The following is an 11,878-nucleotide window of genomic DNA, read 5'->3' as shown; positions in this document are numbered from 1 at the left end:
CTCCTGACGAACCCCCTGAGTATGGCGGGTCCGCAAAGCGCGGCCACGAAACGCCGGCCGCGACAGGGGGACATTATAGGGCGCCCCTAGAGGGCTGGAAAATGACAATTGCGTGAAGGGAGGCTAAAGCACGGATTAAGATTCAGCAATGTGAATGGCGCGTTTCAAAGGCTCGGCCGCGCAAGTTTAGCCGCGCAAGTTTGGCGAAGATCCTGCCCGTTATGATCCCGCGATCTTGAGGCGCGAATTCACTTCGACATTCCGCCCAGCACGCCGCGCAGAATTTGGCGCGCGATCTGCGTCCCGGCGGACCGCGCCGCCGATTGGATCGCGGCGCGCGCGGCAAGCTCCGCGGGCGACATGCGCTTCTTGTCGCCCTTGCCAAAAATGCCGCCCAATATGCCGCCGAGCGCGCCGAGCAGACCGCCGCCTGCGCCGCTTTCGGCCTCGCCCTTGGCGGCGCGCGCCTGCAGCATTTCGAAAGCGGATTCGCGATCGACCATCGTGTCGTATTTTCCCCCGAAGGCGCTCGCGGCCATGACGGCCTTCCGCTCCTGCGGCGATATCGGTCCGACGCGGGCGGACGGCGGCGCGATCAGCGTTCGTTCGACGACTTCCGGCGTTCCCTTGGCGTCGAGCATGGACACCAGCGCTTCGCCGACTCCAAGCTGCATGATCGCCTCGGCTTCCTCGAGGGCGCGATTGTCGCGAAACGTCTCGGCGGCGGCGCGCACCGCCTTCTGATCGCGGGGCGTGAATGCGCGCAGCACATGTTGGATGCGATTGCCGAGCTGGCCCAGAACCGTATCCGGCACGTCGAGCGGATTTTGCGTGATGAAATAGACGCCGACGCCTTTCGAGCGGATGAGACGCACGACCTGTTCGATCGCGGACAGCAGCGCCTTCGGCGCGTCGTTGAACAGAAGATGCGCCTCGTCGAAGAAGAAGACGAGCTTCGGCTTTTCGAGATCGCCGACTTCCTGCAGGGTTTCGAACAGTTCGGAAAGCATCCAAAGAAGGAAGGTCGCATAGAGCCGCGGCGCGCGCATGAGCTTGTCTGCGGCGAGGATGTTGATGACCCCGCGGCCGTCGCGATCGGCACGCAGGAAATCCATGATGTCGAGCGCCGGCTCGCCAAAAAACTGATCGCCGCCCTGCGTCTCCAGCACCAACAGCTGGCGCTGAATGGCGCCGACGCTCGCGGGCGCCACATTCCCGTATTTCTGTTTGTAGGCCGCGGCGTTCTCGGCGACATGCGCGAGCATCGCCCGCAGATCCTTCAAATCAAGCAGCAACATGCCCTGCTCGTCGGCCGCCTTGAAAACGATGTTGAGAACGCCCTCTTGCGTGTCGTTCAGATCGAGCAGGCGCGACAGCAGCAGCGGCCCCATTTCCGAGATCGAAGCGCGAACCGGGTGTCCCTGTTCGCCAAAAACGTCCCAGAAGGCGACGGGAAACCGATCGGGCTCGTAAGCGACGCCAATCTCCCTGGCGCGCGCGACGAAGGCCGACTTGCCTTCGCCCGGCTGCGACAGTCCCGCGAGATCGCCTTTGACGTCGGCGAGAAAGACGCAGCTTCCGGCGTTCGAGAAGCCTTCGGCGAGCAGCTGCAGCGAAACGGTTTTGCCGCCGCCGGTTGCGCCCGCGATCAAGCCATGGCGATTGCCAAGCGCGAGCAGAAGGTAGCGGTAAGCGCGCGGTTTCCCGTCCGTTACGCTTGCGCCGATGAGGATTTTGCCTGGAGCGGGGCTCGGAGTTTCGCTCATGGTTAAAGCGCTTTCACAGTCAGGAATCGCAATTGCGCGAAGCTACACCATCGGCGCGGGACGCGCATATCCGCCCGTTCGGCGCCGCACAGGCGCCGACAGTGCTTGGCGAATGCAAAAGGGCGGGATAAGTTCCCGCCGGGAGAGGGTCCAATGAAGCTACGCTTGGCGATGATCGGCGTCATCGCCGCCGCCGGCGTCGCGCCGGCGGTCGGCGCGCCGAAGCCGCGAACGGCGCCGGCGAAGCTGGCGCAAACCGTCGATCTGGAGAACCAGCGTCCCGTGCCGCTCAAGAGCTTCGAGATCGTCATGGCGGCCAAAGACAAGACCCCGGAAGCCATCGTCGGCAAGCTCGATAAGCCGCTGGCCGCCGGAGGCCACACGCGGTTTCCGATCACCGGCGCCAGAGGTTGCCGCTTTGAGGCGCGTTGGGCGTTCGACGACGCGAAGGATTCAGGCGACGTGGACTTATGCAATGACGCCCATATAGTTTTCGCGGACTGATCCTATTCGCGGTTCGCCAAGCGGACCCGCTGCGGCGCGCGCCGCACACGACAACAATCAGGAAACGCACGATGGCCAACGGATCGAAGGGTGGCGCAAAGGGAATGAAACGCAGCGCAAAGGGCGCACAATCCGCCAGCGGACCAGGCATTTCGAGGCCGCTGCTGATCGGCGTCGGCGCGGTCTTCGCGCTCATATTCGGCGCCTTCGTCTACTTCACCAGCGGCAAGCCCACGACGTCGACGGAAGTCATCGGCGGACCTTTTCAGCTCACCGCGCATACCGGGCAGCAGGTGACCGAGCAGGATTTTCTCGGCCGGCCCTTCCTCGTCTTCTTCGGCTATACGCATTGTCCTGATATTTGTCATACGACGCTCTTCGAGATGTCGGAGATCTTGCGGGCGATGGGACCGGACACGAAAGTCGGCGCGCTGTTCGTCACCGTCGATCCGGAACGGGACACGCCCGAGGCGCTCAAAGACTATCTCTCCAATTTCGATCCGCGCATCATCGGCGTCACCGGTCCGCGCGCGTCGATCGATCCCGTGCTGCGCGAATATCGCATCTTCTCTAAGCGTGCGCCCGGCAAGGACGAGGACTATTCCGTCGACCACACCACTGTCGTTTATCTGATGGACAAAAAGGGCCGCTTTGTAAGCCCGTTCAACGTGGCGCGACGCCCCGCCGAAGCCGCGCGTGAGCTTGAACGCCATCTGTAGCGCGCACAGTCGCCCGCATCGCAGAGCGCGCAAAAAAGCAACGCAAGGGAAATATTTTCATCCTGCCGCAATTTTGGAACTCGCGACTCCTATGGCGTTTGCGCTAGCATGAGCGCTATGCTTCGACTCCTGCGCGAGGGACCGGCGCCAAATGGCGGCGCGTCGATTCTCACATTGGTTCACGCCGGCGAAACAATTCTCGTCGCTTTGCGTCGGTCGCAGAATGCGCGGCGATTCACCTTGCGCGTGCGTTTCGCCGCGCGCGATGCGGTGTTGACGATGCCGAAGCGGGCGTCACTGCGCGATGCGCGGGATTTCGCTCAGCGTCACGCCGCCTGGATCGCCTCGCGTCTCGACAGGCTGCCTGCAACCATTCCCTTCGCGCATGGTTCGGTCGCGCCTCTTCGCGGCGTCGATCATATGATCGCCCATCATCCGGACCGCCGCGGCGTCACCTGGATCGAACCAAGAGACGACGCCGAGGCTCCCTTCGCGCTGTGCGTCGCCGGTCAGACCGAACATGTGCACCGCCGCGTTCAGGATTATTTGAAGCGGGAGGCGCGGCGCGACCTCGAAGAGGCCGTCGCCCGCCACACCGCCGCGCTCAGTCTGCCGCCCCGCGGCGTCGGCCTGCGCGATCCGATCAGCCGATGGGGATCGTGTTCGGCCTCCGGCTCGCTGAACTTTTCCTGGCGGCTGATCATGGCGCCGCCCTTCGTCCTCGATTACCTCGCCGCCCATGAGGTCGCGCATCTCGTGCATCTCGACCATTCGCCGCGATTTTGGGAGCTGACGCGGCGGCTCTGCGCCGACACGGATCACGCCGAAGCCTGGCTCTCCGCCCATGGCGCGCACCTCCACAAATATGGAGCCAAAGCGCGATGATCGACCGCCGCGGCCTGCTCAGACTCGCCCTGCTCCTGTCGCTCCCGCTGTCGCGCGCCGCGTCGGCGCTGGCCGAAGAGCCGCGCAAACGCCTGCTCGTTCTCGATTTCGAGCTGGTCGACACGTCAAACGAGCCTGTCGACCAAAGCGCCGAACATGCAAAACGACTGGCGCGGGCGCGTGACGACATCGGAGCGGGACTCGCCGCGCGTCGCGTCTATGACATCGTCGACCGGGGCCCCATCGCGGCGGATCTCGACGCGATCTTGAAACAAACCTACATTCGCACCTGCAACGGCTGCGAAGCGTCGCTGGCCCGCAAGGCGGGCGCCGATCTCGTTCTAACCGGCGTCGTCAATAAGGTCAGCACGCTGATCCTCAGCATGGGCGTTTCAATCGCGCGCGTCTCGACGGGCGAGCTGATCTATCATCAGGGATTCGATTTTCGCGGCGATAATGATCAATCCTGGGCGCGCGCGACGAAATTCTTCGTCGATCGCATCGCCCGCGATCCGCCGAACTGATCGAAGGAGGCCCGTATGAGCCAGAGCGCTGGCTGTGAACCGACGGCGACGTCGCGCCCGCCCTGGTCCATGGTGGCGCAAGCGCGCACGCGCGGCGCCTTGCTCGATGCGCTGGTGCGCCAGGCGCAGGCGCTGCCGCCCATCCGCATGGGCGTCATCCATCCTTGTGACGCGCGCTCGGTCGAAGGCGCGATCGCCGCGCGCGACAAAGGGCTGATCGTCCCGACGTTTATCGGACCGCGGGCGAAGATCGAGGCGGCCGCCCGCACGAGCGGCGTCTCGCTGGAGGGCGTCGAGATCGTCGACGCGCCGCACAGCCACGCCGCCGCCGATCAGGCGGTGGAGCTCGTGCGCCGCGGCCGGCTGCATGCGCTGATGAAAGGCGCGCTGCACACCGACGAGGTGATGACCGCTGTCATACGCGAGGGCGCCGGACTGCGCACGGACCGGCGGATCAGCCATGTCTTCGTGATCGACGCGCCATATTATCACAAATTGCTGCTCGTCACCGACGCGGCGATCAACATTGCGCCGACGCTGGATTTTAAACGCGACATCGTTCGCAACGCGGTCGATCTCGCCCATGCGATCGGCATCGAACGTCCCAAGGTGGCGCTGCTTTCGGCGGTGGAGACGGTCGAAGGGAAAATCCCTTCGACCATCGAGGCGGCGGCGCTGTGCAAGATGGCCGACCGCGGCCAGATCGCCGGCGCCGACCTCGACGGTCCGCTGGCCTTCGACAACGCCATCTCGCGCGAAGCGGCCGACGCCAAGCACATAGAGTCCGAGGTCGCCGGCGACGCCGACATTCTGGTCGCGCCCGATCTCGAGGCGGGCAATATTTTGGCGAAGCAGCTCGTCTTCCTCGGCGGCGCCGACACCGCGGGGCTGGTGCTCGGCGCGCGCGTTCCGATCGTGCTGACGAGCCGCGCCGACGACGTCGATTCGCGCGTCGTCTCTTCGGCGCTGGCGCAGATCTTCACCCACCGCCCGCGCGCCGTTCCCTAGCGTTCTCGACAGGCGGCCCCCCGCATGGCAGAAGGCGGCGCAAGTATTCCCGGCGTGAACGGCTGTCCTATGCCCTCATGCTGAGGAGGCTCCGCAGGAGCCGTCTCGAAGCACGAGGGCATAGGCCGCGCGCCCATCGCGTCCTCGTCCTTCGAGACGCCCATCCCCAAGTCGGGCAAGCCCGGCTCGGGCGCGGGCTCCTCAGGATGAGGACTCGATGGCCTTCGCGAAAATCGAAACCGAAATGACCGACCTCGCCAAACTCGAAGAAGACACGCTGCGCCAGATCGACGAGGCCGCCGACGAGGCGGCGCTCGAAGCCGTGCGCCTCGCCGCGCTCGGCAAGAAGGGCGCGATCTCGGCGCTGCTCGCGACGCTGGGCAAGATGTCGCCCGAGGAGCGCAAGACCGAGGGCGCGAAGATCAATGCGCTGAAGGACAAGGCGGCGGAGGCGATCGCCGCGCGACGCGAGCAGCTTGCCGATGCGGCTTTGGCGATGCGCCTTACGGCCGAGACGCTCGATATGACGCTGCCTGCGCCGGCGGGACCGCTGGAGCGCGGGCGCATCCATCCGATTTCGCAGGTCACGGACGAGCTCTCGATCATCTTCGCCGACATGGGCTTCGCGGTCGCCGAGGGGCCGGACATCGAGAGCGACGACTATAATTTCACCAAGCTCAACTTCCCCGAGGGGCATCCGGCGCGGGAGATGCAGGACACGTTCTTTCTGACGGCGGAGACTGGCGAGAAACGGCTGCTGCGCACCCATACGAGCCCGGTGCAGGTACGCACGATGCTGTCCCAGAAGCCGCCGATCCGCGTCATCTGCCCGGGCCGGGTCTATCGCTGCGACTTCGACCAGACGCATACGCCGATGTTCCATCAGATCGAGGGGCTCGTCATCGACGAGACCACGCATCTTGGGCATCTCAAATGGACGCTCGAAGAATTTTTAAGGAGCTTCTTCGAGGTGAAGGGCGTGAAGCTGCGCTTTCGTCCGTCCTTCTTCCCCTTCACCGAACCGTCGATGGAGGTGGACGTTCAGTGCCGGCGCCAGGGCGGCGAGATCCGCTTCGGCGAGGGCGAGGACTGGATGGAGATTTTGGGCTGCGGCATGGTGCATCCCAATGTGCTCAGGAACTGCGGCATCGATCCGGACCGCTATCAGGGCTTCGCCTTCGGCGTCGGCGTCGACCGGCTGGCCATGCTGAAATATGGCATGTCGGATCTGCGCGCCTTTTTCGACGCCGACACGCGCTGGCTGGAGCATTATGGATTCAGGCCGCTCGAGTTCCCGACGCTCGCGGGCGGGTTGAGCGGCTTGTAGGAGATGCGACGATGAACTTGGCCCAGGTAACAGAAGTCGTCACTGGCGTGCTCAGTCAGCGATTCGCCAAGGACGGCTATTCCAGCGCGGATGTGCAGGTGGAGGAAGACTTCGACGGCGAAGAGATCATTCGCGTCACGGTTCATTTGGCTCATCCGGTCGAAAATGTCGACGAACTCTATGAGTCTGTCGGCGAAATCCGCGAGCGCCTCCAACAGCAGGGCGACAAGAGATTCGTTTTCCTCAATCAAGACTTTCCGGGCGCGGACGATTTCGACGGAGAAGACGAAGATGTTAGTCGTGGAATGCACTAGCCATGACGATGGTGGAACGCCTGCTATGGCTGGCCGATGAGCTTAGTCGCCGAAGTCGCGAGATTAAGAGCGCCGCTGTCGAACGACGCGCCGTAAGCACCGCCTATTATGCGGTGTTTCACGCGATCACCGCTCTATGTGCATCAGAGCTTTTGGGTTCGGGCGCCGCTTCAAAGAAGACGCCGGAATTTGAGCGCGTATATAGAGCCCTCGACCACAAGTCACTTAAACTGGCGTTCAGCGCCGCCCCCCTGAACAATAACCAAATCTTCAAGGCGATAGGAAACCGCGTCGTAGAACTTCAAAGCGAGAGGATTCGGTCGGACTATCTGCCAAGCGGACGCTTATACAGGAAGTCCGAGTGCGATCGGCTCGTTCAATCAGCTCGATCCATCGTCGCGGAACTGAAGAATCTGTCCTCTCAAGATCGCCGCACGCTCGCCGTCTATCTCATCTTCAAGAACCGCACCCAATGAAATTCACCCTCTCCTGGCTTAAAGAACATCTCGACACGTCGGCCTCGCTCAGCGAGATCGTCGAGACGCTGACGCGCATCGGCCTCGAGGTCGAACATGTGCACGACCCCGCTGCGCAGCTCAAAGACTTCACCATCGCGCGCGTGATCGAGGCGAAGCCGCACCCAAACGCCGACCGTTTGCGCGTCTGCATGGTCGATACTGGCGCCGGCGCGCCCGTGCAGGTGGTCTGCGGCGCGCCGAACGCCCGCACCGGCATGAAGAGCGTCTTTTCGCCGCCGGGAACCTACATCCCCGGCAAGAAGATCACGCTCGGCAAGGGCGTCATCCGCGGCGTCGAGTCGCTCGGCATGCTGTGCTCTGCGGCCGAACTCGAACTCTCCAACGATCATGAGGGGATCATCGATCTGCCCGAAGACGCGCCGGTCGGCGCCTCTTACGCGCTATGGGCGGGCCTCGACGATCCGATCATCGAGATCAATCTGACGCCCAACCGTCCCGACGCCGCCGGCGTCCATGGCATAGCGCGCGATCTTGCGGCGGCGGAGCTGGGCGTCCTCAAGAACAAAGACATTCTGCCCGTCGAAGGCAAGTTCCCCTGCCCCGTCAGCGTGACGCTCGACTTTAAAGAAGATGACAAGCATCTCGCGCCCTTCTTTGGCCTGCGGCTCGTGCGCGGCGTCAAGAACGGACAAAGCCCCGCCTGGCTGCAGGCGCGGCTGCGCGAGATCGGCCTTCGCCCGATCAATGCGCTGGTCGACATCACCAATTTCCTGACCTTCGATCGCGCGCGGCCGCTGCACGTCTTCGATGCGAAAAAGGTGAAGGGCGATCTCGTCGTGCGCCGCGCGCGCGAAGGCGAAACGCTGCTCGCGCTCGACGGTCGGACATACGAACTCGACGAGAGCATGGTCGTCATCTGCGACGACAATGGCCCTGAATCGCTCGCGGGCGTCATGGGCGGCGAAGCGTCGGGCTGCGATGAATCGACAACCGACGTGCTGATCGAAACGGCGCTCTGGGACCCGATGAATATCGCCCACACCGGCCGCAAGCTCGGCATCGTCACCGACGCGCGCTATCGCTTCGAGCGCGGCGTCGACCCCGCCTTTGCGCTGCCCGGCATCGAACTCGCGACGCAGCTCGTGCTGGAATTCTGCGGCGGCGAGCCGTCGGACCTCGCCCTCGCCGGAGCGGTTCCACGCGCGCCGCGCGTCATCGATTTTCCGTGGGGCGAGATCAAGCGCCTCGCGGGGATCGACGTCGAGCCCGCGCGGGCGACGGTCATCCTCCAGCGCCTCGGCTTTACCGTCGAGAAAGCCGGCGACGCCGACGCGCGCATCGCCGTACCCTCCTGGCGTCCCGACATCGAGGTCAAGGCGGATATCGTCGAGGAAGTCGTGCGCATGATCGGCGTCGACAATGTGCCCTCGACGCCGCTGCCGCGCGCCGAGGGCGTCGCGCCGCCCGTGCTGACCATGATGCAGAAGCGCGCCCGCAACGCCCGCCGCGCGCTCGCCGGCCAAGGCCTCGTCGAGGCGGTGACCTGGTCCTTCGTCTCCAAGGCGCAGGCGGAGGCGTTTGGCGGCGGCAAGCCGGCGCTGGCGCTCGCCAATCCGATCGCCGCCGATCTTTCCGACATGCGGCCGAGCCTGCTGCCCGGCCTCGTCGCCGCCGCCGGCCGCAACGCCGCGCGGGGCCTCGGCGATCAGAACCTCTTCGAAGTCGGCCAGATTTTTCTCGACGCGACCGAGACCGGCCAGCGCCTCGCGGCGGCGGGCGTGCGGCGCGGACTGGCGGGCGCCGGGCGCCACTGGTCGGCGCCGCCGCGCGAGTCCGGCGCCTATGACGCCAAAGCCGACGCCATGGCGCTGCTCAATGCGCTCGGCGTCGCCGCCGGCGGTCTGCAGATCGTTCCCGGGGGCCCGCCATGGTTTCACCCCGGCCGCTCGGCGACGCTGCAATTCGGGCCGAAGACCGTCGTCGGCCATTTCGGCGAATTGCATCCGCGGGCGTTGAAAATCATGGACGTCGGGGGGCCGGTGGCGGCGTTCGAGATCATTCTCGACGCGCTCCCCGCGCCCAAGGCGAAGCCGACGAAGATCAAGCCGAAGCTGGACATTTCAGATCTCCAGCCGGTTTCCCGCGATTTCGCCTTCATCGTCGATCGCGCCGCCCCGGCCGGCGATCTGGTGAAGGCCGCGCAGGGCGCCGAGCGGACCCTGATCGCCGACGTCGCCGTCTTCGACGTGTATGAGGGCAAGGGCGTCGCCGAGGGCAAGAAATCGATTGGCCTCGCGGTCACGCTGCAGCCGCGGGAAAAGACCCTGACGGACGCGGAGATCGAAGCGGTGGCCCAGAAGATCGTAACGGAGGCGGAAAAGAAATGCGGCGCGACGCTGAGGGGATGACCGTCCGTCATTGCGAGCGAAGCGAAGCAATCCAGCGCTTTGAGGCCGCCCCTGGAGCGCTTCGTCGCTCCGCTCCTCGCAATGACGCGCGCATTATTGGCGCCATGCTCTTCGCCTCATCGCTCCTTTTCGCCGCTCCGGCGCTCGCCGCGCCGCGAAGCATCGATGATTGCGAAGCGATCAAGGACGCCGACGCCTACAACCGCTGCCTGGCCTCCTTCGGTCCCACGCGCGGTCAGCGCGGAGCGAGCTATCCCGGCGTCGCCAGCGAGGGCGGCCACAGCGGGAAAGCGTCGGGCCGCAGCGCCTCCCGCCCCGCCGCGCGCTCCGGGCGCGCCGAGCTGGCGCGCGGGCGCGGCGGCCGCGTGCGGATGGAGTTCACGCCGGGGCGGCGGTAACGCTCCTGAACTGGGTGAGAAACATTGTTTTTCCCCTTGGCAAACCGGCCCACTCCCCTTAAATAGACGATCCGGGGCTGGCCAATCGACCTGCGGCCCCGTTTTCAGTTTTGAGCTTCCGCCTCGACCCAAGTCCCTACAGGGCCTAGGAAAAGGCGGCGGATAGGCCGGCGGACCCGGGGGTTCTCCCTCGTGTCCCGTCCGGCCATGTCCTGTCCGAGACTGCCGGCGCACGCAAGGGGTTTCAACCCTGTAGCGGCTCAATCGGCCCAAGGGAAGGCGGAGCGATCCGTCATCTTGAAGGCGGCCTGCACAGACGGGGAAACCGGAATTTTAGAGGCCGCAAACGGGCTTTCCGCGTGCGTCCTTCGAATTTGGTTCGCGCCCCTTCAACCGCCGCGGCGTTGCGCCGTGACGGGGACAGGATCTACGGCGTCGCTCGCCTCAAGCGAGCGACATGTCGCAACCGGCGGGATTCCCGCCCGTTAGAGAGAGCAACCGTGGACAGAGCGGAGAAAAAGGAAGCGGTCGCGGCGTTGCGCGAAGTCTTTTCGAAGACCGGCGTCGTCGTGGTCGCTCACTACTCCGGCCTGACCGTGGCCCAGCTGCAAAACCTGCGCAAGCAGGCCCGCAATGCTGGCGCGACGGTCCAGGTCGCGAAGAACCGCCTCGCCAAGATCGCTCTCGATGGCGCCGACGTCGCCTCCATCGCGCCCCTGCTCAAGGGGCCGACCCTGATCGCCTATTCGGACGATCCGGTGGCGGCGCCGAAAGTCGCCGTGGCCTTCGCCAAGGACAACAACAAGTTTGTGATCCTGGGCGGGGCCATGGGCAAGACTGCTCTGAATCCGGACAGCGTCAAGTCGCTTGCGACGATGCCGTCCCTCGACGAACTGCGCGCCAAGCTCGTGGGCCTTATTCAGGCGCCCGCGACCAAGGTCGCTCAGCTCTCGACCGCGCCAGCCGCCAAGCTCGCGCGCGTCTTCGGAGCCTACGCCAATCGAGACGCGGCCTAAGAGGCCGAGAACCAGACAAACCAAATTCAAAGGACGCAACAAATGGCAAATCTCGAAAAGATCGTCGAAGACCTCTCGGCGCTGACCGTCCTCGAGGCGGCTGAACTCGCGAAGCTCCTCGAAGAGAAGTGGGGCGTCTCCGCCGCCGCCGCCGTCGCCGTCGCCGCCGCTCCGGGCGCCGCCGCCGCCGCGCCGGTCGTGGAGGAGAAGACCGAGTTCAACGTGATCCTGGCCGCGACCGGCGAGAAGAAGATCGAGGTCATCAAGGAGGTCCGCGCAATAACCGGCCTCGGCCTGAAGGAAGCCAAGGACCTGGTCGAAGGCGCGCCCAAGCCCATCAAGGAAGGCGTGGGCAAGGACGAGGCCGAGAAGATCAAGGCCGCTCTCGAAAAGGTCGGCGCCAAGGTCGAACTCAAGTAATCGCCGCCGCCTCTGGCGGCGTCGCGATTGTCGCAGCCCCGGCGCGCCGGGGCTGCGGCCAATGAAAAAAGAAGGCGCTCACCGACGCGGGACTCACGCCGCAATGACGA

At 64.9% G+C, this 11,878-nt stretch carries 13 protein-coding genes; 12 read left to right on the top strand and 1 reads right to left on the bottom strand.

The features are described 5' to 3' along the window. Window positions 1-248: 248 nt before the first annotated feature. Window positions 249-1,766 (bottom strand): helicase HerA-like domain-containing protein, encoded by a 1,518-nt coding sequence (locus BN69_RS14490; protein ID WP_014892385.1) that lies wholly within the window; start codon window positions 1,764-1,766, stop codon window positions 249-251. A gap of 153 nt (window positions 1,767-1,919) precedes the next feature. On the opposite strand from BN69_RS14490, the gene BN69_RS14485 reads away from it, so the two are divergent. The 12 genes from BN69_RS14485 to rplL all read left to right on the top strand — a co-directional run bounded on the left by BN69_RS14485 (window position 1,920) and on the right by rplL (window position 11,768). After that, complete coding sequence (locus BN69_RS14485) at window positions 1,920-2,270, top strand: hypothetical protein (protein ID WP_014892384.1); 351 nt, start codon at window positions 1,920-1,922, stop codon at window positions 2,268-2,270. Window positions 2,271-2,374: 104 nt separating this feature from the next. Further along, on the top strand, window positions 2,375-2,989 hold the full coding sequence (locus BN69_RS14480; protein ID WP_014892383.1) for an SCO family protein: 615 nt from the start codon (window positions 2,375-2,377) through the stop codon (window positions 2,987-2,989). 117 nt (window positions 2,990-3,106) lie between these two features. Further along, complete coding sequence (locus tag BN69_RS14475; protein WP_014892382.1) at window positions 3,107-3,874, top strand: M48 family metallopeptidase; 768 nt, start codon at window positions 3,107-3,109, stop codon at window positions 3,872-3,874. Next, entirely contained in the window at window positions 3,871-4,398 is a 528-nt protein-coding gene (locus BN69_RS14470) for a DUF3280 domain-containing protein (RefSeq protein ID WP_014892381.1), read from the top strand. The genes BN69_RS14475 and BN69_RS14470 overlap by 4 nt, the downstream gene beginning before the upstream one ends. A 15-nt stretch (window positions 4,399-4,413) precedes the next feature. After that, window positions 4,414-5,406 (top strand): bifunctional enoyl-CoA hydratase/phosphate acetyltransferase, encoded by a 993-nt coding sequence (locus tag BN69_RS14465; protein ID WP_014892380.1) that lies wholly within the window; start codon window positions 4,414-4,416, stop codon window positions 5,404-5,406. Between the two features lie 244 nt (window positions 5,407-5,650). Continuing rightward, a complete protein-coding gene (gene pheS, locus BN69_RS14460) occupies window positions 5,651-6,733 on the top strand; it encodes a phenylalanine--tRNA ligase subunit alpha (RefSeq protein WP_014892379.1) in 1,083 nt (360 codons plus the stop codon). A gap of 11 nt (window positions 6,734-6,744) precedes the next feature. Then, window positions 6,745-7,047 (top strand): hypothetical protein, encoded by a 303-nt coding sequence (locus tag BN69_RS14455; protein WP_014892378.1) that lies wholly within the window; start codon window positions 6,745-6,747, stop codon window positions 7,045-7,047. A gap of 2 nt (window positions 7,048-7,049) precedes the next feature. After that, on the top strand, window positions 7,050-7,523 hold the full coding sequence (locus BN69_RS18560; RefSeq protein ID WP_014892377.1) for a HEPN domain-containing protein: 474 nt from the start codon (window positions 7,050-7,052) through the stop codon (window positions 7,521-7,523). Beyond that, window positions 7,520-9,934 carry a phenylalanine--tRNA ligase subunit beta gene (pheT, locus tag BN69_RS14445; RefSeq protein WP_014892376.1) on the top strand — a complete coding sequence of 805 codons (2,415 nt, stop codon included), beginning with the start codon at window positions 7,520-7,522 and terminating at the stop codon, window positions 9,932-9,934. The genes BN69_RS18560 and pheT overlap by 4 nt, the downstream gene beginning before the upstream one ends. 104 nt (window positions 9,935-10,038) lie before the next feature. Continuing rightward, on the top strand, window positions 10,039-10,332 hold the full coding sequence (locus BN69_RS14440) for a hypothetical protein (RefSeq protein WP_244434968.1): 294 nt from the start codon (window positions 10,039-10,041) through the stop codon (window positions 10,330-10,332). Between the two features lie 500 nt (window positions 10,333-10,832). Further along, on the top strand, window positions 10,833-11,348 hold the full coding sequence (gene rplJ / locus BN69_RS14435; protein WP_014892374.1) for a 50S ribosomal protein L10: 516 nt from the start codon (window positions 10,833-10,835) through the stop codon (window positions 11,346-11,348). A 42-nt stretch (window positions 11,349-11,390) separates the two neighbouring features. Further along, window positions 11,391-11,768 carry a 50S ribosomal protein L7/L12 gene (gene rplL / locus BN69_RS14430; RefSeq protein WP_014892373.1) on the top strand — a complete coding sequence of 126 codons (378 nt, stop codon included), beginning with the start codon at window positions 11,391-11,393 and terminating at the stop codon, window positions 11,766-11,768. Window positions 11,769-11,878: the final 110 nt, after the last annotated feature.

The sequence above is a fragment of the Methylocystis sp. SC2 genome (assembly GCF_000304315.1).
Taxonomy (GTDB): Bacteria; Pseudomonadota; Alphaproteobacteria; order Rhizobiales; family Beijerinckiaceae; genus Methylocystis.
The sequence above is the reverse complement of the archived record's forward strand: the minus strand, read 5'-3'. Positions and strand labels throughout refer to the sequence as shown.

Excerpts from the sequence above, each read along its gene's own strand:
- pheT (WP_014892376.1), top strand. The coding sequence starts at position 7,520 with ATGAAATTCACCCTCTCCTGGCTTAAAGAACATCTCGACACGTCGGCC.
- BN69_RS14490 (WP_014892385.1), bottom strand. The coding sequence starts at position 1,766 with ATGAGCGAAACTCCGAGCCCCGCTCCAGGCAAAATCCTCATCGGCGCA.
- BN69_RS14470 (WP_014892381.1), top strand. The coding sequence starts at position 3,871 with ATGATCGACCGCCGCGGCCTGCTCAGACTCGCCCTGCTCCTGTCGCTC.
- BN69_RS14465 (WP_014892380.1), top strand. The coding sequence starts at position 4,414 with ATGAGCCAGAGCGCTGGCTGTGAACCGACGGCGACGTCGCGCCCGCCC.
- rplL (WP_014892373.1), top strand. The coding sequence starts at position 11,391 with ATGGCAAATCTCGAAAAGATCGTCGAAGACCTCTCGGCGCTGACCGTC.
- BN69_RS14455 (WP_014892378.1), top strand. The coding sequence starts at position 6,745 with ATGAACTTGGCCCAGGTAACAGAAGTCGTCACTGGCGTGCTCAGTCAG.
- BN69_RS14440 (WP_244434968.1), top strand. The coding sequence starts at position 10,039 with ATGCTCTTCGCCTCATCGCTCCTTTTCGCCGCTCCGGCGCTCGCCGCG.
- BN69_RS14485 (WP_014892384.1), top strand. The coding sequence starts at position 1,920 with ATGAAGCTACGCTTGGCGATGATCGGCGTCATCGCCGCCGCCGGCGTC.
- BN69_RS18560 (WP_014892377.1), top strand. The coding sequence starts at position 7,050 with ATGACGATGGTGGAACGCCTGCTATGGCTGGCCGATGAGCTTAGTCGC.
- BN69_RS14480 (WP_014892383.1), top strand. The coding sequence starts at position 2,375 with ATGAAACGCAGCGCAAAGGGCGCACAATCCGCCAGCGGACCAGGCATT.
- pheS (WP_014892379.1), top strand. The coding sequence starts at position 5,651 with ATGACCGACCTCGCCAAACTCGAAGAAGACACGCTGCGCCAGATCGAC.
- BN69_RS14475 (WP_014892382.1), top strand. The coding sequence starts at position 3,107 with ATGCTTCGACTCCTGCGCGAGGGACCGGCGCCAAATGGCGGCGCGTCG.